This is a genomic window from Photorhabdus noenieputensis (assembly GCF_018448935.1).
Classification (GTDB): domain Bacteria; phylum Pseudomonadota; class Gammaproteobacteria; order Enterobacterales; family Enterobacteriaceae; genus Photorhabdus; species Photorhabdus noenieputensis.
In genome coordinates this window covers 1-24,797 of sequence record NZ_RCWC01000026.1, presented here as the reverse complement: position 1 = coordinate 24,797, position 24,797 = coordinate 1, and the positions used below count along the sequence as shown (strand labels likewise).

Below are 24,797 nucleotides of genomic sequence, written 5' to 3'. Positions count from 1 at the left end.
AAGAATTGATTCACAAACTTAATTAAGACCACTGCATGATTAATACAGAAACTTTTGACACCCACACGCCCATGATGCAGCAATATCTCCGTCTTAAAGCACAGCATCCTGATATCCTGCTGTTTTACAGAATGGGGGATTTCTATGAGCTATTTTATGACGATGCCAAAAAGGCGGCAAAATTGCTGGATATTTCCCTGACCAAACGAGGTCAATCAGCCGGCAATCCTATCCCTATGGCAGGCGTGCCACATCATGCAGTAGAAAACTACTTAGCTAAGCTGGTTCAATTAGGTGAATCAGTCGCTATCTGTGAGCAAATTGGCGATCCTGCCACCAGCAAAGGCCCGGTTGAACGTAAAGTTGTTCGCATCGTTACTCCCGGTACCGTGACAGATGAAGCGCTATTACAGGAACGGCAAGATAACCTGCTGGCGGCTATTTGGCACGATAATCAAGGATTTGGTTATGCCACACTAGACGTGACATCTGGCCGCTTCCAAATATCTGAAATGGCAGAGCGGGAAACGATAGCCGCTGAATTGCAACGTAGCCGTCCTGTCGAATTGCTCTATCCTGAAAGTTTTGAGCATATGGCGCTGATTGAAAATTTTCATGGCCTGCGCCGTCGCCCTTTATGGGAATTTGAGCTGGATACCGCAAAACAGCAATTGAACCTGCAATTTGGTACCCGTGATCTTGTCGGTTTTGGCGTGGAAAAAGCAGTGCTTGCTCTGCGTGCCGCCGGTTGCCTGTTGCAATACGTCAAAGATACTCAACGCACAGCACTACCACATATCCGTGGCATTACGATGGAACGTCAGCAAGATACGGTTATTATGGATGCCGCCACCCGTCGTAATCTGGAACTGACACAAAACCTGTCCGGCAGCACAGATAATACTCTCGCTTCTGTTCTTGATCTGTGTGTTACCCCGATGGGTAGCCGAATGTTAAAACGCTGGTTGCATGCCCCTGTCAGGGAGCGCCAGATATTAGAAAATCGTCAACAAGCTATCGCTACTTTGCAGGAAATTGGCTTGGAGTTGCAGCCATTTTTGCTACAGGTAGGTGATCTCGAACGTGTGTTAGCACGCCTGGCTCTACGCTCTGCTCGTCCAAGGGATCTGGCAAGAATGCGCCATGCATTCCAGCAATTACCGGATATCCATCAAGTTATGGACTCCTCAGATTCCCCTTATATCAAGCAATTGCAGAAGAATATCGGCAGGTTTGATGAATTACAGGAATTACTTGAAAGAGCGATTGTAGAAACCCCTCCGGTGTTGGTTCGCGATGGTGGCGTAATCGCACCGGGTTATAACAGTGAACTGGATGAGTGGCGCACACTGGCTGATGGCGCTAGTAATTATCTGGAACAACTGGAAATCCGCGAACGGGAAAAGCTGGGTATTGATACTCTGAAAGTCGGCTTTAATGGTGTTCATGGCTACTATATTCAAGTCAGCCGAGGGCAGAGCCATCTGGTGCCAATTCACTATGTCCGCCGCCAGACACTGAAAAATGCTGAGCGTTATATCATTCCTGAGCTAAAAGAATATGAAGATAAAGTTCTGACCTCTAAAGGGAAATCTCTGGCAATAGAGAAGGCGCTTTACGAAGAATTATTCGATCTGCTATTGCCTCATTTGGCCGAATTACAAACCAGTGCCGAAGCACTGGCTGAACTTGATGTATTGGCAAATCTGGCAGAACGCGCTGAAACCCTGAATTATGTTTGCCCAACATTGAGCGATAAACCGGGAATTCAAATCACCGGTGGTCGCCATCCAGTTGTTGAGCAGGTTCTGAGTGAGCCATTTATCTCAAACCCTCTTTCTTTATCTTCACAGCGGCGTCTGCTGATTATTACCGGTCCAAATATGGGCGGTAAAAGTACCTATATGCGTCAGGCGGCGCTTATTACACTTCTGGCCTATATCGGTAGCTTTGTACCGGCGGAAAAAGCGGTTATTGGCCCAGTTGATCGCATATTCACCCGTGTAGGCGCTTCCGATGATCTGGCATCCGGCCGCTCAACCTTCATGGTCGAAATGACCGAAACCGCCAATATCTTGCACAATGCGACAGAACAAAGTTTGGTATTGATGGATGAGATTGGCAGAGGGACATCAACCTATGATGGCCTTTCTCTGGCATGGGCATGTGCAGAAAATCTGGCAAACCGCATTAAAGCAATGACTCTGTTTGCTACTCACTATTTTGAGCTGACCACGTTGCCGGAAAAACTTGAAGGCGTGGTTAATATTCATCTGGATGCGGTAGAGCATGGCGATACCATCGCATTTATGCACAGCGTGCAAGAAGGTGCAGCCAGTAAGAGTTACGGATTGGCTGTGGCTTCCCTCGCTGGCGTTCCACGCGAAGTGATTAAACGAGCGCGTCAGAAACTTAAAGAGCTGGAATCACTCTCCAACCATGCAACGGCAAGTCATGTCGATACACCGCAACTTGCGCTATTAACAGAAGAAACGTCACCGGCGGTTGAAGCATTAGAAAATCTTAATCCAGATTCACTGACTCCGCGTCAAGCATTAGAATGGATTTATCGACTAAAAGATATGGTGTAAGAACGTGTTTGACAAAAGCCTTTTACAACCGATATACCGTTTTTTGCAATGTGAAACCCCGGATTTGTGGGTAGATAAAGCAAAGCAGCCTGAAAATTTACCTGTGCTTCTACGGGATCATCTGTTATGCGAGCTGAAAGCAGCACAGAGCGCTATGTTTTTGATCCGTAAGTATGCCGTAGATCAGCGAAGTGAAGATACACTTCTGGCATGGTTTAAACCTTATGAAGATTTTGCCTACAAGAAAATTGGCGATCTCAATTCATTAAGAGGTCAAAACCAAGCGACCAAACAGATCACCGCTAAAGCTAATTCACCCTATAGCCAGGATCTGATTGATAAAATGGTGCTGCTGATTAAAGAAGAGTTACATCACTTCTATCAAGTGCTAGAAATCATGGACGCACGCAATATCAGCTATGAAAGCATCACAGCCAGCCGTTATGCCAAAGGCATGCTTAGCCATATCACCAGCCATGAACCTTATACATTGGTAGATAAGCTGATTATCGGCGCTTATATTGAGGCGCGTTCTTGTGAACGCTTCGCCAAATTGGCCCCTCATTTGGATGAAGATCTGAGTAAATTTTATATCTCGCTGCTGCGCTCTGAAGCACGTCACTATCAAGACTATCTTTCACTAGCGCAATCTATTGCTAATGAAGATATTACCGAGCGGGTGAACTATTTTGGCCGTGTTGAAGCTGAATTGATTCAAAATCCAGATAGCGATTTTAAATTCCACAGTGGCGTTCCTGTAATTTGAGATACTGATTAAAAAAAGGTGAGCTAATACTCACCTTTCAGACCAACGACAAAACAATTGAGATGGTTCAGAATCAGGGACATTGAAATATGTCAATCAAGCTATTTGCAATCGATGAAGATGAGACACATCGATATGCTGTTTTGCCTGCCATAAATCATAGTCCACCTGCATTCCCATCCAAACTTGAGGTGAACTGCCAATAACGACAGACAATTTCAGTGCCATTTCTGGCGAAACATCAGACTTGCCAACAACCAAGCGTTGCACAGTTGATGGTGCTACACCCAGTGCCTTAGCCAAGCCTCTGGCGCTCAAATTCAGAGCCTCCATAGCCTCTTTAACTAATATTCCGGGATGCGGGGGGTTATACATCATAACCATTAGTGGTAATCCTCATAGTTCACAATGTAGACATCACCATCATACAACTCAAAGGTGATTCGCCAATTCCCTGTCACAGTAATAGACCACACACCATTCCTGTTTCCTGTAAGTGGGTGTAAAAAAAAGCCCGGGATATCTACATCTTCAATTTTTACAGCTCTATTCAACACCTCAAGACGGGTAGCTATTTTTGGAGCTTGCATAGCATTAATACCGGCTGTAGAACCTGTTTCAAAAAACTTTTTCAACCCTTTATGTTTAAAACTCTTAATCATATCCGTCCGCTGAACAGTGCTGCTCGGTACAATTATCATACTCAGCCGCCGCACTATACGCAACACCTTTACAAGTCACAGTGAGACTTTAAAAGCCATCCGTGGCTTAGATGGAATTATGCTGGCAATAAACAGACGAAATGAATTTAATCCCGAGAGGCAGGATATAATGTGGTGTATTAATATCAATTATATTCGCATGAAAATAAGGGTAGAGTTATCTAAATAAGATTCTAAAATAGTGCTACATCTTATATCACTCATAATCCCATATATAACAATGGGTTGAAGAGAGTCATGTGTAGCAGAATTATGAAAAGCTATTTAGCTATAGCGACAAATTTGTCCCCTTGAAAAGGAAAACTATTTGGAAGAGGATAATGAAGTGCCCTAAATTAGTCGACCACCATAATTTAAATATCAGAAATCTTTGATTGAAATTTACTATCATTATCTAAGACAAAATTAGAGGAATCCTACCGGGTACTGAAGAACCTGATAATACCAAGCATCAACAATGCAAAAACAGGGACAACAGTTCTTCAGAACCCAAGTAGCCAAACTATTCAACAATTAAGTACGGAATAACGCTTCAATATTCAAACCTTGAGTTTGCATAATATCTTTCAGACGTCGCAAACCTTCGACCTGGATCTGACGCACTCTTTCCCTTGTCAAACCAATCTCTTTACCCACATCTTCCAGCGTTTCAGCCTCATATCCTAAAAGACCAAAACGACGCGCTAATACTTCACGTTGCTTCGAATTCAACTCAAACAGCCATTTGACGATACTCTTTTTCATATCGTCTTCCTGTGTTGTTCCCTCCGGCCCACTTTCATTCTCATCCGATAAAACATCCAATAGCGCTTTATCAGAATCACTGCTAATAGGGGTATCAACCGAAATGATGCGCTCATTCAATCGCAACATACGGCTTACATCATCAACCGGTCTATCCAGTTGTTCTGCTATCTCTTCCGGGCTAGGTTCATGATCCAATTTATGGGCAAGTTCTCTTGCTGTACGCAAGTAGACGTTGAGTTCTTTAACAATGTGGATTGGCAACCGAATAGTACGGGTTTGATTCATAATCGCCCGCTCAATAGTTTGCCGAATCCACCATGTTGCATAGGTAGAAAACCTGAACCCGCGCTCCGGGTCAAATTTTTCAACAGCACGGATAAGGCCAAGATTACCTTCTTCAATCAAATCAAGAAGGGCTAAACCTCTATTACTGTAACGACGAGAAATTTTAACAACCAATCGCAAGTTACTTTCGATCATTCTCTGGCGGGCCAGAACATCACCACGTAATGCCCGCCTTGCGAAAAAAACCTCTTCTTCCGCCGTCAGCAAAGGAGAAAAACCAATCTCGCCAAGATAAAGCTGTGTTGCATCAAGAACCCGCTGGTTCATGCCCTGCAATACATCTAAATCATTCTCAAAATCAGTTATATCATCCTCATCGTTCTTCAATAATTTCTCATCGAAGTCGTCAGCTTCAATACCACTTTCATCTAAATCCGCATCATCATACAACTCGTTAACTTTCAGCGTATTTTGGCTCATAAGCTGCCCCTACCCATGATAATGCAGGCAGAATTCAGCATTCTGCCCAGTTTATCGCTGCGGAAGATAACGCAGCGGGTTTACGGATTTTCCCTTGTAACGAATTTCAAAGTGTAATCTTACAGAACTGGTACCCGTGCTACCCATAGTGGCAATTTTTTGCCCCGCCTTGATGTCCTGCTGCTCACGAACCAACATCGTATCGTTATGAGCATAGGCACTCAGGTAGTCATCGTTATGTTTTATAATTATCAGATTTCCATATCCACGTAAGGCGTTTCCGGCGTAGACAACTCGACCACCTGCTGTCGCAAATACTGACTGGCCCCTGCTGCCTGCGATATCAATCCCTTTGTTACCCCCTTGGGTATCAGAGAAACTCTCAATCATTTTACCTTCAGCCGGCCACATCCAACCGCTAACAACACTGTTTCCACTGCTCGCGGTTGTCGTCGGTGATTCTAAATACGTATTGTTTACTGTTGACGTAGTTGCCCGTGGCAACATTTTTACACTCTTTTGTATCCCGGAATTTGCAGGATACGCATTAGTTGATTGAGAATCAACCAGGGCTGTTTGCTTTTGATTATGGTTATAAGTGGTTAACATCCCGCTACTACCGGTCCTCAAAGTCTGCCCCACCGTCAGACTGTAAGGTTCTGAAATATTATTTTTGCTCGCAAGATCACGAAAATCATTACCTGTAATCCAAGCGATATAAAACAGAGTATCACCATGCCTGACCGTATAAGTACTGCCGTTATAGCTGCCCTTAGGAATACTGTCATAATCACGGTTATAAACAATTCTCCCCTGCGAATTGCTATCAGTCGCACTCATTGATGAAGGTGAAGATGGCATCGGCGTAGATATGGCAGAATTGCCGGAATATATTACCGGATGATGACTCCCTCTGCTTTGTTTTTGATCAACACTGGTGATAGGTGCTGGACGAGTTGGCGTATTTGTACAGCCGACTAACCAGACCCCCATCAATAAACACGTTACGATCCGCTGTATTTTTTTCATTGGGCTTCCCGAATTCATATTTCCTTCCCCCATAACGGCAAAGATAAGCGTAAAAGTTAATAAGTTCTAAAAGTTATACATAACCACAAAAATGCCAAAACGAAAGTAATTTCGCTTATTAAAGCAAATATAACCATTAATTGAAAAATAGTTGCAATAGACTATGAACTTAAGCCAGTTCCCCTTGCACAAGGGGCACAAAGCGCACAGCTTCGATTACTTCACTATGAAAACCATTGCCATGACGTTTCACGGATTTAAGAATTTGTGTATGCTCACCCACCGGTAAAACCATAACCCCTCCATCCGTAAGTTGAAGCATCAATTCTTGTGGGATATACGGAGGCGCTGCGGTCACAATAATAGCATCAAATAACCCACGCGACGGCCATCCTTGCCAACCATCCCCATGACGAGTTGAAACATTATGCAAATCAAGCTGTTTCAACCTTCGTTTAGCCTGCCACTGTAAGCCCTTGATCCGTTCTACCGAGAAAACATGTTTGACCAAATGCGCTAATATTGCCGTCTGGTAACCAGAGCCGGTACCAATTTCCAAAACTTTAGCATCGGGTGTTAACTGAAGCAATTCAGTCATGCGAGCGACAATATAAGGCTGAGAAATCGTTTGCCCATAACCAATAGGCAAAGCTGTATTTTCATACGCTTTATGTGCCAGTGCTTCATCGACAAAACGTTCCCTAGGCACGGCGGAAATAGCGGCCAGTAAACGTTCATCTTTTATTCCCTGCTGGCGTAATTGTGTCAGCAAATTTTTCATTGCCCGACTCAGCATTCTCCATCAACCTCAGCTTTAGCTAACCAATCTTTTACTAACGCCTGCGCTTTATACGCAGTCAGATCTACCTGTAATGGTGTAATAGAAACATATCCCTGTTCCACCGCCGCAAAATCTGTTTCAGGGCCAGCATCATGTTTATCTCCCGGCGGCCCCAACCAGTAAAGCATGTTGCCTTTCGGATCTTGCATAGAATAAACTTCTTCCGCGGCATGGCGGCTACCACAACGAGTTACCCGAAAACCTTTAATTTGTTCAAGTGGCAGATCAGGTACATTCACATTCAGAATATTACCCGCTCTCAAAGGCGTTGTTTGTAACATTTGTAGCAAACGACAGGTGATTTCTGCCGCTGTTTGGTAATGCAATTCACCATTCAGTGAAATAGCCAGTGCCGGCAACCCTAGATGGCGGCCTTCCATTGCAGCCGCAACCGTTCCCGAATAAATCACATCATCTCCAAGGTTAGGACCGCGATTAATACCAGAAACAACGATCTCAGGACGAGGAAGAACGAGACGATTAACACCGAGATAGACACAATCTGTTGGTGTGCCACCCAATACCGAGATATCACCATTCTCCAGCGTATTAACACTTAATGAGCGATCAAGAGTCAATGCGTTAGATGCGCCACTCCGATTACGATCAGGTGCAACAACCTGCACATGATAATTTTCTCGCAATGCTGCCGCCAAAACCTGAATCCCTGGTGCGGTTACACCGTCATCATTACTCAACAATATTCGTAACATTATTTTGATCCTGATTGATAATTTCTCTGACCACACTGGTAGCAAAACTGCCAGCGGGTAACCAGAAACTGATTTTCACCGTGTCATTATCTTGCCATTGCCAACTCAGATTCTGAGGTCGCACCAGAATCGCCCTACGGGAACCATCCACTCTTTCACGCTTGATAAGTTCCCACAATGATTCATAGGGCTGTAAATATTGCCGTTCAAAATCCGCAGCTTGGTGTTGTGTTCCCAATTCACCGTCACCGGGTAGCGGTGCCGTTATTTGTAATTCGCCATCGATCACCCGCTGTTGCAATAAAGGCAATTCAGTTTCGTCAGCAACAAACCAACTACCACGCCCTGTTAATTGTAAGGCGTCACCCTTCATTACCTGTTGCTGCTGTTTTAAAACAATCCGTGCACTGGCTATCGTATTAAACATAGCACTACGACTAGCTGACAGATAAAAACTGCGTTTATTTCTCTCTTTTACTCGGATTTCATTATTTGCCCAACGCTGCGCTTGAATCAGATTCTGCCCATCCCGACCAAAACGCTGTTCACCAAAATAGTTAGGCACGCCACCTTGCTGAATCAGACGTAGTCTGGTTTCAACAAATTGGTGATGACTGATTTCCCGCAAAATCAGCGTAAATGAATTTCCTTTCAATGCGCCAATACGCAGTTTACGTTTCTGACGAGCTGTCGTCAGAACTTCACATCCCTCAAGCTGAAACGAGGCAAAATCAGGTTCCTGTTTGCCCGGTAAGTGCAAACAAAACCACTGTTCTGTCACTGCATGACGGTCTTTTAAACCGGCATAACTGACCGATCTAGACGGTATACCAGCGAAACGAGCGAGGTTATCTGCAACAAATTGGGTATTACAACCCGTTTTACGGATGTGCACCATTAAGTGCTCACCTTCTCCATCAGGAGAAAATCCCAAATCCTCACAGACAATAAAATCTTCCGGCGAGGCTTTTAGTATCCCCGTCGCTTCTGGTTGTCCATACAGCCAATTTAATTCAGCCAATACCATCAATTATTCCTTAACCAACAAAGCAACCGCTTCGCAAGCAATACCTTCTTTACGCCCAACAAATCCCAATTTCTCGGTAGTTGTGGCTTTAACATTGATATCATCAATGTGACATCGCAGATCTTCTGCCAGATTGACTCTCATTTGTGGGATATGCGGCAACATTTTGGGTGCTTGAGCGATAATCGTAATATCCAAATTACCAATCCGATAACCCTTTTCTCTGATACGTGAATAGGCTTCGCGCAATAATTTACGACTATCCACCCCTTTAAGCGCTGGATCAGTGTCTGGGAATAATTTCCCGATATCGCCCAATGCCGCAGCACCTAACAGAGCATCCGTTGCCGCATGGAGAGCAACATCACCATCCGAATGCGCCAACAACCCTTGTTCATAAGGAATACGAACACCACCGATAATAATCGGCCCTTCACCACCAAATTTATGTACATCGAAACCGTGTCCGATCCTCATGATGTCTGTTCCTTTATTTTCTAGACAGATAAAATTCTGCCAATGCCAAATCCTCAGGGCGCGTGACTTTTATATTGTCCGAACGCCCGTTAACCAACACCGGCTGATAACCACAATATTCCAGTGCGGAAGCTTCATCTGTAATATTAGCGTGTTTCGAAAGTGCTTTTGACAAACAATCCCTTAGTAACATCAATGGAAAAAACTGCGGAGTCAGTGCGTGCCAGAGATCTTGCCGTTCTACCGTATGGTCAATAACTTGACCAGTCCGTCCACGTTTCATCGTATCGCGGACCGGCGATGCCAGAATACCACCGCATGCCATATTTCCCTGTTCATCTGCTTCTGCTAATTGTAGCAAGCGGTCAAGATCGTCATGGTGTAAACAAGGGCGAGCTGCATCATGCACTAAAACCCAACAATTATCATTGCCCGTCAAATGAGCCAAATGATTTAAACCAGCCAGCACAGAATCTGCTCGCTGTTCACCACCCACTACCGTAGTAATGCGTGAATCGGATGCAACCTCAAGGGATTGAAACTGTGTGTCCGTGGGATTTAAAACAATCACAGCATGCTGAACACGGGGATGATCAAGTAATACAGCCAAGGTGTGCTCAATAATGGTCTTTCCGGCAATAGACAGATATTGCTTTGGGCAATCCGAATTCATTCGGCTACCAATACCCGCTGCTGGTACCAAAGCAATAATATCAGCACAGGAATGAAGTAATAGATCGTTCATTTTAATTATTGAGTATTATTTGGAGTCGAGGGACGCGAAGTATTTTCTTTAGATTTATCAACGATTAAACGATAGAAAGTTTCACCCGGTTTGATCATGCCCAATTCATTACGGGATCGCTCTTCGATAGCTTCCTGTCCACCAGTAAGATCATCAATTTCCGCCGATAACTGATCGTTACGCGCTTTAAGTTTGCTGTTATTACGCTCTTGCATCGCAACATCATTCTTAACCCGCACATAATCATGAATGCCGTTTTTACCAAGCCACAGTGAATACTGTAACCATCCAAGTAAAACCAGTAGTAGTAGCGTCAGTTTACCCATTTCCGCCCCCTGAAATATCTGTCAATCATCCCATAACTCAAAGAATGACGCTACTATCACAAAACAGGGTAGGAGAAAAATAGTCGAATGCAGTTATTTTACACAAGCACATCACTGAAAACGCAATAATGTGCTTTTTGTTGACGTTATCCGTGATTAATCCTTGAGCGTATAATGCCGCTCTTTTCCAATTCCACCAGCAACTGGGCCACGGAAGCTTCAACGGGTTGTTGGCCTGCAAGATAAATTTCCGGATTATCGGGAACCTCATAGACTGAATCAATCCCCGTGAAATGACGAATTTCACCGGCACGGGCTTTTTTATACAATCCTTTCGGATCACGAGATTCACAAATTTCCAACGGTGTATCGACAAAAACTTCAATAAATTGCCCTAGTTCCAGCAGTTCACGAACCTTTTGCCGTTCTGCTTTATGAGGAGAGATAAAAGCCGTCAGCACGACTAAACCCGCATCGACCATCAAACTGGCAACTTCCCCCACACGGCGGATATTCTCCTGCCTATCCTGTTCGGAAAAACCCAAATCACTGCAAAGGCCATGACGCAAGTTATCGCCATCAAGCAAATAAGTTTTTATTCCCCGTTGAAACAGGGCCTGTTCTAAGGCCCCTGCTACCGTGGATTTTCCTGAACCCGATAAACCAGTGAACCACATCACCAATGCCGGATGGCCATTTTCAACCTCCCGCTGCGTTCTGGTCAGTTGATGCGGATGCCAGACAACATTTTCTGATGCCAGATTTTCAATGTCAGCCAATTTATTTACCTCCCAGTAAATCTCTGGCTCCCCAATGAGGGAAATGACGACGAATCAACCGATTCAATTCCAGCTCAAATTCGCTGAACTCTTTTGGCCCTTCATAAACATTTGTCTGAATTTCACGTACCAACCCAGCACCAACGGTGACATTAGTCAGTCGATCGATCAAAATAATGCCGCCAGTGTCGCTATTTTGCTGATAGCCATCGAGCATTAATGGTTCTTCAAAAGAAAATTCCACCGATCCGATGGCATTTAATGGTAAATCAACCGCCACCCGCTGTGTCAGGTTAGTAATATCCACTTGGTACTGAATATTCTCAACTTTCCCACGGCTTTTTTTGCCCGCGACTTTGATATCAAGGTTCTGCCCCTGCACCAAAGGCTGTTCAGACATCCATACCACATCCACCAGCGCATGTCGGGTAACCATCATCTCATCATCGGCGGAAATCAGCAGATCTCCCCGGCTGATATCAATCTCATCTTTCAGCACCACCGTAATGGCCTCGCCCGGAACAGCAAAATCCAAATCACCATTGAAAGTCACTATCCTCTCCACCTGTGAGCAAATACCGGATGGCATGACTTTAACTTTCTGCCCCCTACGTAAAATCCCAGACGAAAGTGTGCCACTATAACCACGAAAATCGAGATCAGGCCGGCTAACATATTGTACCGGGAAACGTAGTGACTGCTTCGAAGCTTCCTTCTTTACATCAACTGTTTCAAGGATATCCAACAACGTTGGCCCTTCATACCAATCCATATTGCGACTTCTAGTGACAATATTATCGCCATCAAGTGCCGAGATTGGAACAAAATGAACGTCCAAATCTGTCGGCAATTGGGCAGCGAAATTCATATAATCCTGTTTGATCTGATTAAAAACTTCCTGACGATATTCCATCAGATCCATTTTATTCACCGCGACCACCAAATGGCGAATACCTAGCAATGTACTGATAAAACTGTGACGACGGGTCTGCTCCTGAACACCTTTACGCGCATCAATCAACAGAATAGAGAGAGCACAGGTCGATGCTCCCGTTGCCATATTACGGGTGTACTGCTCATGCCCCGGTGTATCAGCAATGATAAATTTGCGTTTTTCTGTGGAAAAATAACGATAAGCCACATCAATGGTGATGCCTTGTTCGCGCTCTGCGGCAAGACCATCCACCAATAAAGCCAGATCTAATTTTTCACCCTGAGTACCAATACGTTTACTGTCATTCTGCAACGTTGAAAGCTGATCTTCGTAGATCTGACGGGTATCATGTAACAAGCGTCCAATCAGCGTACTTTTGCCATCATCCACGCTGCCACATGTCAGGAAACGCAGTAGTCCTTTCTCTTGTTGAGCACGTAGATAAGCTTCCACACCGCCCTGTTGTTTAATTTGATAAGCAACGGTTTCATTCTGTGCAAGTGCTGACATGATTGCTCTCCTTAGAAATAACCTTGACGTTTTTTCAGTTCCATAGAAGCAGATTGATCACTATCAATCAGCCGCCCTTGCCGTTCACTTGTCGTCGATATCAACATCTCTTCAATAATTTCCGGCAATGTTTCAGCATCAGATTTCACTGCTCCCGTCAAAGGCCAACAACCGAGTGTACGGAAACGAACTTTGCGCTGGCTGATAACCTCGCCCGGTTTCAGATCGATCCGATCGTCATCAACCATAATCAGTGTCCCCTCCCGCTCCAATACCGGGCGGAATTTGGCAAAATAAAGAGGAACAATGTCAATTTGCTCCAAATAGATATATTGCCAGACATCCAATTCAGTCCAATTAGACAGTGGGAATACGCGAATGCTTTCACCTTTATTAATCTGGCCGTTGTAATTGCGCCACAATTCAGGACGCTGGTTTTTAGGGTCCCAACGATGTGAGCGATCACGGAAAGAATAGATCCGCTCCTTGGCTCGCGATTTCTCTTCATCACGACGAGCACCGCCGAAAGCAGCATCAAAACCATATTTATCCAGCGCCTGTTTTAACCCTTCCGTTTTCATGATGTCAGTATGCTTGGCACTACCATGCACAAATGGATTAATGCCCATTGCTTCCCCTTGCGGGTTGCGATACACCAACAGTTCAAAGCCGTAATTCTTCGCAGTACGATCACGAAACTCGTACATTTCGCGAAATTTCCAACCCGTGTCCACATGCAGCAAAGGAAATGGCAATGTTCCCGGATAGAACGCCTTGCGTGCAAGATGAAGCATGACCGAAGAATCTTTACCGATAGAGTAAAGCATCACCGGGTTTTCAAACTCGGCGGCCACTTCCCGTATAATATGAATACTTTCAGCTTCAAGTTGCTGCAAGTGTGTCAATCTTTTCTCATCCATTACAACTCCTTATGCAAAATCGACTACTGCCGGACGGCTTATTTTGGCAATAGATTGCTGCCCAAACCAAGCTATCTGATGGTGAAGTTGAGCCACCTCTCCCACCACCAGTAAGGCTGGCGACGGTGCCTGCTGTGCTAACTGTTCCAGTTCAAGCAAAGTGCCGGTTAACACTTGCTGTTCCAGACGAGTACCACAACCAATGACGGCTACCGGCGTATCTTCTGCTCGCCCATGTAAAATTAATTGATGACTTATTAAGGCGGCTTTGACCGTCCCCATATAAATCGCCAGAGTCTGATGACCTCTGGCTAAAGCCGGCCAATCCAACTCATTACCCTTTTCTCGACAATGACCTGTAATGAAAGTGATACTCTGTGAGTGTTCCCGGTGAGTCAGAGGAATTCCCGCGTAAGCCGTCGCCCCGATGGCGGCAGTAATTCCCGGTACCACCTGAAAAGGAATGCCTGCTGATGCTGCAACCTGTAATTCCTCACCACCACGGCCAAAGATAAAGGGATCACCGCCTTTAAGACGAACAACTTTTTTCCCCTGTCTGGCAAATTTCACTATCAACTGGTTAGTTTCCTCTTGAGAAACGGAGTGATTACCCGCTCTTTTGCCAACGCAAATTTTATCTGCATCACGGCGAACCAGATCTAGTACCTCGCTGCTGACCAAATGATCGTAAAGCACTACATCAGCTTGCTGAATAACCTGCAATCCCTTTAACGTCAGCAATCCCGGATCACCAGGCCCTGCCCCAACCAGAGCCAGTTCTCCCTGCGAATCAGACTGTTCCAGTTGTTGTTCAAGCTGTTTTTCCGCCTGTTGGATCTGGCCGTTTGCAACCAACATAGCGAAACGACCATTGAAAGCCTGTTCCCAAAAAGAGCGACGCTGACGCATAGAAGTGAATCGCTGTTTTACTCTCTCACGCCACTTCCCGGCGATTTTTGCCATCGTGCCAAGACTGGAAGGCAGTAACGCTTCCAGTTTCTCGCGAATTAAACGCGCTAATACCGGCGCTTTTCCCGCCGATGAGATCGCCACCAAGACCGGAGAACGGTCGATAATTGATGGAAAAATAAATGAGCAATGAGCTTGATCATCAACGACATTGACCAAAATACCTCGCTTATCAGTCTCAGAAAAAACCTGATGATTTAGAATACGATCATCAGTCGCCGCAATAACTAAAAAGATGCCATCAAGATATTCAGGCTGGAATTCTCCTTGATACCATTCCAACTCACCAGCTTGATAACGCTGTTGTAATTCAGAACTCAATTCAGGCGCTACAACCTGTAATAATGCACCTGCCCGTAGTAGTAGAGTCGCCTTACGTGCAGCCACCTCTCCACCACCGACAAGTAATACAAGCCGCCCTTTCAGCTCAACAAATATCGGTAAGTAATCCACAATTGCCCTTGATATCCAGTGAAATATTTATAAGTACTGAAACTGTTTCGAATGAATATATGAGTCAGCGGTAAAGTTATAAAATGACAAAAAAGAATTTGATGTTCTGTAATGGAATATAGCCAACCTCTCTAGAACAGGGCTAGTGTGTTTTTTTGCACTAAATCGCTAAGGGCAGGAAAAGTAAATGACTTCAAAATTTGACTTCATATGTCATTGAGTTCAATATAACTTCATAATCTGACTTCACAGAAAGCAATACGAGAAATGAAAGAACAGGTTTCAATGCTCAGGAAGAGGCAAAAAAATACGTTGGAGCAGATATTTAAAATGCCTGTTCCTGCGGGAATTAAGTGGTCTGACGTGGAATCACTCATAATCGCTCTGGGAGGTGAGGTTAAAGAGGGGAAAGGTTCACGTTGCAGGCTGTTGCTAAACGATAGTATTGCCAGGTTTCACCGTCCACATCCCTCACCAAATACTGACAAAGGGGCCGTCGTCAGCCTACGAGAATGGTTAGAAAGCATAGGAGTTGAGCCATGAAGATGACAGTACAAAATACAATGGTAATAGCCGGACAGCAGGCTATTATTAGTTACGTGCCAGAAATTGGCATGTTCAGGGGTAAATTTTTAGGGCTGTCTGGTTATTGTGATTTTATCTCTGATAGTATTCAGGGGTTGCAAGATGAGGGTAAAATATCTCTACATGAATATCTTGAAGATTGTAGCGCATCAGGTATTGAACCTTATGCAAGGCAAGAAAAAATCAAAACATTTACTCTGCGCTACCCCGAATCATTTGGAGAGCGATTGCATTGCGCAGCAGCCGAGCATCAGATTTCGGTGAATGCGTTCATCATTGAAACTTTAAATGAACGAATGAAACACGCGTAAAAATCCATTACACATCAGGACTAAATTGTCTTTCAGACTATTTATATTAATCATCACCCTCGCCTTAAAACAAAGCGAGGGCTTTATCATCAATCCCACTCAGGAAATACCGGTTTTTTAATTCTCATGTAACCCACATTCTCGCTTCAAGCCAAAAAAACGGGTTTGTTCTTCACTCATACCCGGTTCCCATTTTTGAGTTGTATGGATGTCACCAACAGAAAGATAACCTTGTTCCCATAATGGATGATATTCCAAGTCATGCTTTGTCAGATATTGATGTACACGCCGGTTATCCCAGTCGATAATTGGCAAGATCTTAAATACTCCGCGCTGTACAGCCAGAACCGGTAATTTTGATCGACTTTCAGATTGCTGACGGCGTAAACCAGCAAACCAACTTTGTGCTCTCAGATTTTTCAAAGCCCGATTCATTGGTTCAACTTTATTAATCTGATTATAGCGTTCTATTCCTTCCACGCCTTGTTCCCACAATTTCCCATAGCGAGCTTCCTGCCAAGCCGGAGAATGCTCAGCACTAAATACTTGTAAATTCAGTTTCAACTGTGTTGTGAGTTTATCTATGAATTGATAAGTTTCAGGAAATAGATAACCGGTATCAGTAAGTATGACCGGAATATCAGGATATTCTTGTGTCACTAAATGAAGACATACCGCCGCCTGAATACCAAAACTGGAGGAAAGAACAAACTCCCCTGGCAAATTTTCCAATGCCCAGTTTACCCTCTGGCGAGCATCCATCATTTCAAGCCGAAGATTAATCTCAGCCAGTGATTGCGCTTGCTGTTCAGCAGTCATACTGACACATTGAGATAAGTTGAATTGGCTCATACCGCCTCCTGCCAATCGTAAAAATCGCGGGCTGAATCCAGTACCGGCTTGATAATATCCGTGCGGATCAGGAAATCGCCAAAACCTTCATTTGGCTGCCGCCCTGTCGCCCAACGCCCAATAAGTTCATCCATGATGGATAAGATCGCTTGTGAGCTGATATTTTCTTTATACATGCGTGGAATACGAGTGCCAATCCGATTACCACCAAGATATAGGTTATAACGATCAAGCGCTTTACCGACTAACCCTACCTCCGCCAACATCGCTCTACCACAACCATTCGGGCACCCCGTCACCCGCAAAACAATATGTTCATCTCCAATCCCATGCTTATTCATCAGTTGTTCAACATGGGTGACAAACTCCGGTAAAAAACGTTCAGCCTCAGCCATTGCCAATGGGCAAGTTGGGAAAGAGACACAAGCCATTGAGTTTTCACGCTGAACTGTGGTTTTATCGTCAATCAATCCATGCTGACGGGCGATAGTTTCAATGCGTTGTTTCTCACTTGCAGGAATACCAGCAATGATTAAGTTCTGATTGGCCGTCAGGCGAAAATCCCCTTTATGTATTTTTGCAATTTCAGCAACACCGCTTTTCAGCGGCCTGTCGGGATAGTCCAAAAGGCGACCATTCTCAATAAACAGCGTCAAATGCCATTTATCATCGATGCCTTTCAGCCAGCCAATTTGATCACCACGACCAGTAAATTCATAAGGCCGAATTGCCTCAAATTTCACTCCGGCGCGTCTCTCCACCTCTTCTCTAAAAGTGTCTACACCAACCCGCTCCAACGTATATTTGGTTTTGGCATTTTTACGTTCCGTCCGATTACCCCAGTCACGCTGAGTTGTCACCACAGCTTCCGCAATTGCCAATGTGTGCTCAAGTGGAATATAACCAAACTCACTCGCCATACGTGGGTAGGTATTTTTATCGCCGTGAGTCATCGCCAAACCACCACCCACTAGCACGTTAAAACCAACCAGCTTGTCACCTTCTGAAATAGCGACAAAGTTCAGATCGTTAGCATGTAGATCAACATCATTCTGTGGAGGAATGACTACCGTAGTTTTGAACTTACGCGGCAAATAAGTTGGCCCAAGAATCGGCTCTTCATCGGTCGTTGCGACTTTTTCTTTATCTAACCAGAGTTCAGCATAAGCACGGGTACGTGGCAGTAGATGCTCTGAGATTTTCTTCGCCCATTCGTAAGCTTGCTGATGTAATTCTGATTGAATAGGATTCGAGGTACAAAGTACATTCCGGTTAACGTCATTTGCCGTCGCAAGCGAATCCAGTCCAACTTGATTCAGCAATTGATGCGCAGGTTTTACATTTCCTTTTAGAATGCCATGAAATTGAAATGTCTGTCGGTTCGTTAAACGGATACTGCCATAAAGCGTATTCTCCGCAGCAAACTTATCAATACCTAACCATTGCTGTGGCGTAATCACGCCACCCGGCAGACGACAGCGCAACATCATTGCATGACGTGGCTCCAATTTTTGCTCTGTACGTTCGGCTCGGATATCACGATCATCCTGCTGATACATGCCATGAAAACGAATCAACAGGAAATTGTCCCCTGCAAAACCTCCCGTCAAACCATTAGTTAAATCTTCGCTAATCGTTCCTCGCAGGAAGTTGCTTTCCTGCTTCATACGCTCACTGTCAGCCAGTTTACCTTCAACAATCAAAGGACCATGTTGTTTATCGTTCATTAGTACACATCCCTCTGATAACGGCGTTCAAGACGCAGTTCACTTAAAAATTCATCTGCCTGTTCGCTATCCATGTCGCCATGCTCAGTAATAATATCCAACAACGCATGTTCCACATCTTTAGCCATGCGGTTTGCATCACCACACACGTACAGATGTGCTCCTTCCTCTATCCAACGCCATACTTCTTCACCTTGCTCACGCAGCTTGTCCTGAACATAAACTTTATGCTGTTGATCACGGGACCATGCCAAATCAATGCGAGTTAACAAACCATCTTTGACATAACGCTGCCACTCCACTTGATAGAGAAAATCTTCAGTAAAATGTGGATTACCAAAGAACAACCAATTTTTCCCTTCAGCGCCATCAGCCTCCCTTTGCTGCATAAATGCCCGAAATGGCGCAATTCCGGTTCCCGGTCCAATCATAATGACAGGCGTACGTGGATTAGCAGGCAGACGAAAATTATCGTTACGCTCAATAAAAATACGAAGATCGCCATTTTCCTGTAAGCGATCGGCTAAATAACCGGATGCACCACCGGTACGGACCCGTCCATCAATTTCATAACGCACCACGCCAACTGTAAGATGAACCTCATTTTCCATTTCTGCCTGAGAAGAAGAAATCGAATAGAGCCTTGGCGTCAAAGGCCGGAGCAAATCAATAAATTGCTGAGCCTCCGGCTGAGAAGCCGCTTCTCTTATCATATCGGCGATCGGTTTATTGCGAGCGTATTGCTGTAATGCTTGTTTATCCGCAATCAAAGAAAGTAATTTTTCATCTTTCGCGAGAGCTGCGTATTTTTCCACAATCACACTGGTATTTTGGGTTAACTCAACATGGCTGATCAGTGCTTCCCTTAATGACAATTTCTGACCATTAACTTCAACCTGTTCTGTTCCTTCCAACCAGAGCAAATTCAATACTTCATCCACTAGCTCCGGATCATTTTCAAACCAGACGCCCAGAGCATCACCTGGTTGATAACGCAGACCCGAATCACCCAGATCAATTTCAATATGACGAACATCCTTATCAGAACCACGTCCCGTTATTTTCTGACGGGTAGCTAAGGCCGCAGTCAATGGCGTCTGTTTAGTATAAGAAGTTGAGAAAATTTCATTTACCGATCCATTCGGTGCAGAAGTAATCACAGTCCCTATCTCTGCCGGGATACGCTGTTTCAAGATTCCAGTTAATTGTTTACGCCACTGAGCCGCAGCCTGTTGATATTCCACATCACCATCCACACGCTCCAGAAGTCGTTGCGCACCTAATTCATTCAGACGATCATCGAAATCTTTTCCAGCCTGGCAGAAGCGCTCATAAGAAGTATCACCCAGACCAAAAACCGCAAATACCGTACCATTCAATTTCGGTGCTTTCTTAGAATAGAGATATTTATATAATGCAACTGCTTCCTCCGCAGGTTCTCCCTCACCTTGAGTAGAAGCAATAATTATCAGTACCTTCTCTTGAGCAATTTGTTTGAATTTATAATCACCGGCATTGAACAGATTGACATTAAGTTTCTCTGCCAACAAATCATCACGGAGCTGCTCAGCTAAACGACGAGCATTACCCGTTTGTGAAGCTGAAATTAATGTGATCGTCTCCTGTGCCGGAACAGCCGGAGCCACAACCTGAACCTGTGGCTGTTGATTTACCATTCCCCAAAAATAACCAGACAGCCAGGCTAATTGAGTCGGTGAAAAATCCCCAACAGCCGATTGCAAACGCGCTAGCTGTTCAGGTGAAACAGGAAGAAGTGAAATTGAAGGTGGTTTTATGCTCATTGTCCTGTGCTGCCCTTTACGATTACCAATGTCCGTTATTTTTAGTAAATAAAATAAATAGGGATGGTTTGTAAGGTTATCTCAGCGACTTGTTACTATTTAAAGAAACTATCGCAATATCAAATAACCAAAACGCCTAACCATATTTACAGATTTAATATATCTATAAAACAGTTAATAAGAGCGATGGCAAAAAAATGAAAAAACCGGGTTTAATTCAGAATATCGGGTAGAATAGCGGGTTTTTTGAAGTCAGGGAGAACCACTATGAGCACAACGATTTTTAAAGATTTTCAGTTTGAAGCCGCCCACCGTCTGCCACATGTCCCAGAAGGTCATAAATGCGGTCGCTTACATGGGCACTCATTTATGGTACGGCTGGAAATTACCGGGGAGGTCGATCCTCATAGTGGCTGGATTATGGACTTTGCCGATTTAAAAACCCTATTCAAACCCATTTGGGAACAGCTAGACCACCATTACCTGAATGATATCCCTGGACTAGAAAATCCAACCAGCGAAGTATTAGCTACCTGGATTTGGGATAAAGTTAAACCAACAATTCCACAACTCAGTGCCGTTATGGTGAAAGAAACCTGTAACGCAGGGGCTATTTTCCGGGGTAAATGAAACAACTTACTGCACCAGGAAACCTCCAGTGCAGTAAGCTTTTCTCAGGCGATATTCAAATATTTATGTGTTTGCATAGAAAATCGCCAATTACGAGCAATACAGGTTTCAATACATAAACGAGTAGCGTCTTCTTTCTGGCTAATGGGTTGCAGTGCAATAATACGCGATGAGTTGTCATCCAATGTCGCTAATAACTCATCCAATGCTTCAATATCTCTTTCCCGAGCAACCGGATATTTTATTTCATTAGCCCGTTGCAAAGCTTGCTGCAATACCTGGTAACCACCACGCATGTTAACTTTTGGTGAAACTGTCACCCAAGTAGCAGCAGAGCACTTAACATGATACGTACCACTGGTTTCTATCTGACATTGATAGCCAAGGCTTTCTAACTCTTCGATCAGAGGTATAAGATCGTAAAGGCAAGGCTCACCACCAGTAATAACAACATGACGTGCGGTATATTTCTGTTGAACAAACAGCGCTGCAATTTGCTTAGGAGATGCTTCACTCCATTCATTGCTTTCACTCGTCTTTAGCAAAATTGTTTCCAATGTCCGTTGCTTTTCCGCTTCTTTCTCCCAAGTGTGTTTTGTATCACACCAGCTACAACCAACCGGACATCCTTGCAGACGAATAAAAATTGCCGGGACTCCGGCAAAAAAACCTTCTCCCTGCAATGTCTGGAATACTTCGTTAATCGGGTAAAACATAAAAATCTCTGGTTTCATTAGGCAAGGGCGCATTATTGCAGATATCTATCCCGCGAACATCAATCTTTATGGTAAGGTACGGGGTTTGCTTCGCTTGGCTAACGTGCGACTTGTCGAGGCATTGTGTGCTTAAAATATATCTAGCACTGAAAAAGTGACAGGAATAAATAATGCAGAATAATGAAACTCAGCTAAAACGGGGTCTAACCGGGCGGCACATCCGCTTTATGGCATTAGGCTCCGCAATAGGCACAGGGCTGTTCTATGGCTCCGCAGCTGCTATTCAGCAAGCTGGACCCGCCGTATTACTCGCCTATTTAATCGGCGGTGCTGCCGTATTTATGGTAATGCGTGCATTAGGCGAAATGGCTGTTCACCATCCAGTAGCCGGTTCTTTTTCACACTATGCCAGCCATTATCTCGGACCTTTAGCCGGATTTCTAACTGGATGGAATTATATATTCGAAATGCTGATCGTCTGTCTGGCTGACGTTACTGCGTTCGGTTTCTATATGAAGCTCTGGTTCCCCCATGTGGAACAATGGATCTGGGTACTAAGCATTGTCTGCTTTATCGGCGCAATTAATCTTTGCCATGTGAAAATTTTCGGTGAAATGGAATTCTGGCTTTCGATTGTGAAAGTCACCGCAATTATCGCTATGATTATCGGCGGAATAATTATCATGATCTATGGATTCGGCCAAGAAACAGATCATGCAACCGGCATTGCCAGTTTGTGGGAATATGGCGGTTTTATGCCTAATGGCATCAGTGGCGTAATAGCTTCACTCGCCATTGTCATGTTTGCTTTTGGTGGTATTGAAGTCATTGGTATTACTGCCAGTGAAGCCAAAAACCCCGAAAAAACGATTCCAAAAGCAATCAACGCTGTCCCTTTCCGTATTCTGCTGTTCTATGTACTGACTCTGTTTATTTTAATGTGTATCTATCCGTGGAATCAGATCGGTCAAGAAGGTAGCCCATTCGTACAGATTTTTTCTAGCTTAGGTATCAATTCTGCTGCCAATATTCTCAATATCGTCGTAATTACTGCCGCAATTTCAGCGATTAATAGCGATATTTTTGGTGCTGGTCGTATGATGTATGGCATGGCACAAGAAGGACAAGCGCCTAAATCATTCACCAAGCTGAGCCGTAATGGCGTACCTTGGATGACTGTGATCGTTATGTCAGCAGTTTTGTTAATTGGGGTTATACTTAACTATATGATTCCGGAAGAAATTTTCGTTATCATTGCCTCTATCGCAACATTTGCTACTGTATGGGTATGGTTGATGATCCTACTTTCTCAGGTTGCCATGCGCTGCAAAATGAGCAAAGACGAAGTTAAGACCCTGAAATTCCCCGTTCCTATGTGGCCAATAGCACCTGCATTAACCATTATCTTTATGGTATTTGTTATTGTATTACTGGGCTATTTCGAAAAAACCCGCATTGCATTAATTGTGGGAATCGTATGGGTAATCTTATTATCAATCACCTATTTCTTTAGCATAAAGAAAAGTATTTCTCAAACACATCAGATAAACAAATAATTTTCACTTATAAATGCCAGGTTACTCTGGCATTTATTTTAATTTATTCAGAAAAAATATATTCTATATTTACATCGACATCATTTTTAAATATTATATAAAATAATTCTTATTTTTAAAATATAAATCCATCACAATACATAATAAATAATTAAAATAAAGCAAAAATGATATAATATTTTTTAGTTATAAAGTTATATTAATTTATAATTAAATAAGAATTCAATTAATTATAAATAGACGAATATATTCTTATAACAAAGCATTAATAAAAATTTACAATAAGAGGATTATGATCAGAAGCATCAGTAGGTATCACAACAGCATCAGCAATATTCAACTCTCGGTAAAAAATAAAATCTAAAGGCCGACCAAATGCGATTGTTCGACAGTCATCAATAAAAGAGACTTCTTCAAGGTGTAAATATTTGGTAAAGCGTTTTAAAGCATTTAATCGTTGCTTACTCCATGCATTAAAATCACCAGCCATAATTACTGGACCATTATGTAAACGAACATGAGCACCAATATTATTCAACTGACGGCTATACACATCCACACCAAAACTGAAATTTATCGCATGTACATTAATAACCATTAACTGACGATTATCCTGTAAAAGATAAACAGTGATGAGAGCTGATTTAGATAAACGTAAAAGAGGCTCTTTCTCTCTCAATGGGCAACAATAGACTGGATGAGAAGTTGATAATGTCATGACACCAGAGGGGTGTTGTGGTAATAAAAATGCAGGAACTTGATCAGCTATCAAGTAATTTGAAGTAGCAAATTCAACTAAATCAGGAGTTGTCTGCGCTTCTTGTAATAAAATCAACTGGCTTTCGTTAGTTAGCTCCTTCAGAACCTTTCTCCATGAAGGACGCTGCTGTTTATAGATATTCCATACAACAACCCTAAGCTCATTTGTGCCAGTGATCAAAGGAGTACCTACAGGTAATGCATTCCCAAGCAGATGAGTCGACATAGGAAAAACACGTTCAACAGGTTGACCTGCGACATACCTTATCGCATAGGTTTTTTTTACCACGTAAAAAACCTCTTAAATACAGAATAACTATAAAAACTATCCGATTTTATCAAATATAATAAGGTAATTATTGATTTTAATACTCATAAACGACAAAAAACCCTGAGATTTCTCTCAGGGTTTTTCTGCAAATTAAGGTGGCGGTGCGGACGGGGCTCGAACCCGCGACCCCCGGCGTGACAGGCCGGTATTCTAACCAACTGAACTACCGCACCACCGAATTCTTTTTGATTTATATCGCTGTTACGACATAAAA

General features: G+C 43.6%; 25 protein-coding genes and 1 tRNA gene. 6 read left to right on the top strand and 20 right to left on the bottom strand.

What is annotated here, in order from left to right:
* Nucleotides 1-35 precede the first annotated feature (35 nt).
* Both mutS and miaE read left to right on the top strand, forming a co-directional pair.
* Nucleotides 36-2,591 (top strand): DNA mismatch repair protein MutS, encoded by a 2,556-nt coding sequence (mutS, locus tag EAE91_RS16150; RefSeq protein WP_214089392.1) that lies wholly within the window; start codon nt 36-38, stop codon nt 2,589-2,591.
* A 4-nt stretch (nt 2,592-2,595) separates the two neighbouring features.
* Nucleotides 2,596-3,357 (top strand): tRNA isopentenyl-2-thiomethyl-A-37 hydroxylase MiaE, encoded by a 762-nt coding sequence (gene miaE, locus EAE91_RS16145; RefSeq protein WP_214089391.1) that lies wholly within the window; start codon nt 2,596-2,598, stop codon nt 3,355-3,357.
* Nucleotides 3,358-3,453: 96 nt separating this feature from the next.
* Here miaE and EAE91_RS16140 read toward each other — a convergent pair whose 3' ends face one another.
* The 14 genes from EAE91_RS16140 to cysG form a co-directional block, all read right to left on the bottom strand.
* A complete protein-coding gene (locus EAE91_RS16140) occupies nt 3,454-3,741 on the bottom strand; it encodes a HigA family addiction module antitoxin (protein WP_036778023.1) in 288 nt (95 codons plus the stop codon).
* The gene (locus EAE91_RS16135) at nt 3,741-4,019 is read right to left on the bottom strand and encodes a type II toxin-antitoxin system RelE/ParE family toxin (RefSeq protein WP_036778064.1); all 279 of its coding nucleotides are present in this window, start codon (nt 4,017-4,019) and stop codon (nt 3,741-3,743) included. Before EAE91_RS16135 ends, EAE91_RS16140 begins: the two co-directional genes overlap by 1 nt.
* Before the next feature lie 573 nt (nt 4,020-4,592).
* Nucleotides 4,593-5,591, bottom strand: coding sequence for an RNA polymerase sigma factor RpoS (rpoS, locus tag EAE91_RS16130; protein ID WP_036778027.1), 999 nt, complete (start codon nt 5,589-5,591; stop codon nt 4,593-4,595).
* A 51-nt stretch (nt 5,592-5,642) separates the two neighbouring features.
* On the bottom strand, nt 5,643-6,620 hold the full coding sequence (gene nlpD / locus EAE91_RS16125; RefSeq protein WP_214089390.1) for a murein hydrolase activator NlpD: 978 nt from the start codon (nt 6,618-6,620) through the stop codon (nt 5,643-5,645).
* A gap of 169 nt (nt 6,621-6,789) precedes the next feature.
* Nucleotides 6,790-7,416, bottom strand: a complete 627-nt coding sequence (locus EAE91_RS16120; RefSeq protein WP_214089389.1) for a protein-L-isoaspartate(D-aspartate) O-methyltransferase — start codon at nt 7,414-7,416, stop codon at nt 6,790-6,792.
* Nucleotides 7,410-8,174: a 5'/3'-nucleotidase SurE gene (surE, locus tag EAE91_RS16115; protein WP_214089388.1), complete on the bottom strand. Its 765-nt coding sequence runs from the start codon at nt 8,172-8,174 to the stop codon at nt 7,410-7,412. The genes EAE91_RS16120 and surE overlap by 7 nt, the downstream gene beginning before the upstream one ends.
* Nucleotides 8,152-9,201, bottom strand: coding sequence for a tRNA pseudouridine(13) synthase TruD (gene truD, locus EAE91_RS16110; protein WP_214089387.1), 1,050 nt, complete (start codon nt 9,199-9,201; stop codon nt 8,152-8,154). The genes surE and truD overlap by 23 nt, the downstream gene beginning before the upstream one ends.
* A gap of 3 nt (nt 9,202-9,204) precedes the next feature.
* Complete coding sequence (gene ispF / locus EAE91_RS16105) at nt 9,205-9,678, bottom strand: 2-C-methyl-D-erythritol 2,4-cyclodiphosphate synthase (protein WP_214089386.1); 474 nt, start codon at nt 9,676-9,678, stop codon at nt 9,205-9,207.
* A 13-nt stretch (nt 9,679-9,691) separates the two neighbouring features.
* Nucleotides 9,692-10,423: a 2-C-methyl-D-erythritol 4-phosphate cytidylyltransferase gene (ispD, locus tag EAE91_RS16100; RefSeq protein WP_214089385.1), complete on the bottom strand. Its 732-nt coding sequence runs from the start codon at nt 10,421-10,423 to the stop codon at nt 9,692-9,694.
* Between the two features lie 5 nt (nt 10,424-10,428).
* A complete protein-coding gene (gene ftsB, locus EAE91_RS16095; protein WP_105398954.1) occupies nt 10,429-10,749 on the bottom strand; it encodes a cell division protein FtsB in 321 nt (106 codons plus the stop codon).
* Nucleotides 10,750-10,895: 146 nt separating this feature from the next.
* Nucleotides 10,896-11,528: an adenylyl-sulfate kinase gene (gene cysC / locus EAE91_RS16090; RefSeq protein ID WP_214089384.1), complete on the bottom strand. Its 633-nt coding sequence runs from the start codon at nt 11,526-11,528 to the stop codon at nt 10,896-10,898.
* Nucleotide 11,529: 1 nt separating this feature from the next.
* On the bottom strand, nt 11,530-12,972 hold the full coding sequence (gene cysN / locus EAE91_RS16085) for a sulfate adenylyltransferase subunit CysN (protein ID WP_214089383.1): 1,443 nt from the start codon (nt 12,970-12,972) through the stop codon (nt 11,530-11,532).
* 11 nt (nt 12,973-12,983) lie between these two features.
* Nucleotides 12,984-13,892 (bottom strand): sulfate adenylyltransferase subunit CysD, encoded by a 909-nt coding sequence (gene cysD, locus EAE91_RS16080; RefSeq protein WP_214089382.1) that lies wholly within the window; start codon nt 13,890-13,892, stop codon nt 12,984-12,986.
* Nucleotides 13,893-13,901: 9 nt separating this feature from the next.
* On the bottom strand, nt 13,902-15,314 hold the full coding sequence (gene cysG, locus EAE91_RS16075; protein ID WP_214089381.1) for a siroheme synthase CysG: 1,413 nt from the start codon (nt 15,312-15,314) through the stop codon (nt 13,902-13,904).
* Between the two features lie 267 nt (nt 15,315-15,581).
* Here cysG and EAE91_RS16070 point away from each other — a divergent pair, with 267 nt between their 5' ends.
* Together EAE91_RS16070 and EAE91_RS16065 are read left to right on the top strand one after the other, a co-directional pair.
* Nucleotides 15,582-15,857, top strand: coding sequence for a type II toxin-antitoxin system HicA family toxin (locus EAE91_RS16070; RefSeq protein WP_214089380.1), 276 nt, complete (start codon nt 15,582-15,584; stop codon nt 15,855-15,857).
* Nucleotides 15,854-16,210: a type II toxin-antitoxin system HicB family antitoxin gene (locus EAE91_RS16065; RefSeq protein ID WP_214055208.1), complete on the top strand. Its 357-nt coding sequence runs from the start codon at nt 15,854-15,856 to the stop codon at nt 16,208-16,210. The genes EAE91_RS16070 and EAE91_RS16065 overlap by 4 nt, the downstream gene beginning before the upstream one ends.
* Before the next feature lie 117 nt (nt 16,211-16,327).
* Here EAE91_RS16065 and EAE91_RS16060 read toward each other — a convergent pair whose 3' ends face one another.
* From EAE91_RS16060 to cysJ, 3 genes are read right to left on the bottom strand one after another with little or no spacing between them, the layout of a single operon-like run.
* Nucleotides 16,328-17,062 (bottom strand): phosphoadenylyl-sulfate reductase, encoded by a 735-nt coding sequence (locus EAE91_RS16060; protein WP_214089379.1) that lies wholly within the window; start codon nt 17,060-17,062, stop codon nt 16,328-16,330.
* On the bottom strand, nt 17,059-18,789 hold the full coding sequence (gene cysI, locus EAE91_RS16055; RefSeq protein ID WP_214089378.1) for an assimilatory sulfite reductase (NADPH) hemoprotein subunit: 1,731 nt from the start codon (nt 18,787-18,789) through the stop codon (nt 17,059-17,061). The genes EAE91_RS16060 and cysI overlap by 4 nt, the downstream gene beginning before the upstream one ends.
* Nucleotides 18,789-20,591: an NADPH-dependent assimilatory sulfite reductase flavoprotein subunit gene (cysJ, locus tag EAE91_RS16050; RefSeq protein WP_214089377.1), complete on the bottom strand. Its 1,803-nt coding sequence runs from the start codon at nt 20,589-20,591 to the stop codon at nt 18,789-18,791. The genes cysI and cysJ overlap by 1 nt, the downstream gene beginning before the upstream one ends.
* 267 nt (nt 20,592-20,858) lie before the next feature.
* Between cysJ and queD the strand changes: the two genes are divergently transcribed.
* Nucleotides 20,859-21,221 (top strand): 6-carboxytetrahydropterin synthase QueD, encoded by a 363-nt coding sequence (gene queD, locus EAE91_RS16045; RefSeq protein ID WP_214055212.1) that lies wholly within the window; start codon nt 20,859-20,861, stop codon nt 21,219-21,221.
* 44 nt (nt 21,222-21,265) lie between these two features.
* Here the strand turns inward: queD and queE are convergent, their stop codons facing one another.
* Nucleotides 21,266-21,937, bottom strand: a complete 672-nt coding sequence (gene queE / locus EAE91_RS16040) for a 7-carboxy-7-deazaguanine synthase QueE (protein WP_214089376.1) — start codon at nt 21,935-21,937, stop codon at nt 21,266-21,268.
* Between the two features lie 170 nt (nt 21,938-22,107).
* Between queE and EAE91_RS16035 the strand changes: the two genes are divergently transcribed.
* On the top strand, nt 22,108-23,493 hold the full coding sequence (locus tag EAE91_RS16035) for an amino acid permease (protein ID WP_214089375.1): 1,386 nt from the start codon (nt 22,108-22,110) through the stop codon (nt 23,491-23,493).
* Between the two features lie 265 nt (nt 23,494-23,758).
* Here the strand turns inward: EAE91_RS16035 and EAE91_RS16030 are convergent, their stop codons facing one another.
* Nucleotides 23,759-24,541, bottom strand: coding sequence for an endonuclease/exonuclease/phosphatase family protein (locus EAE91_RS16030; RefSeq protein ID WP_214089374.1), 783 nt, complete (start codon nt 24,539-24,541; stop codon nt 23,759-23,761).
* A 138-nt stretch (nt 24,542-24,679) separates the two neighbouring features.
* Nucleotides 24,680-24,756 (bottom strand) — tRNA-Asp (locus EAE91_RS16025).
* Nucleotides 24,757-24,797 lie beyond the last annotated feature (41 nt).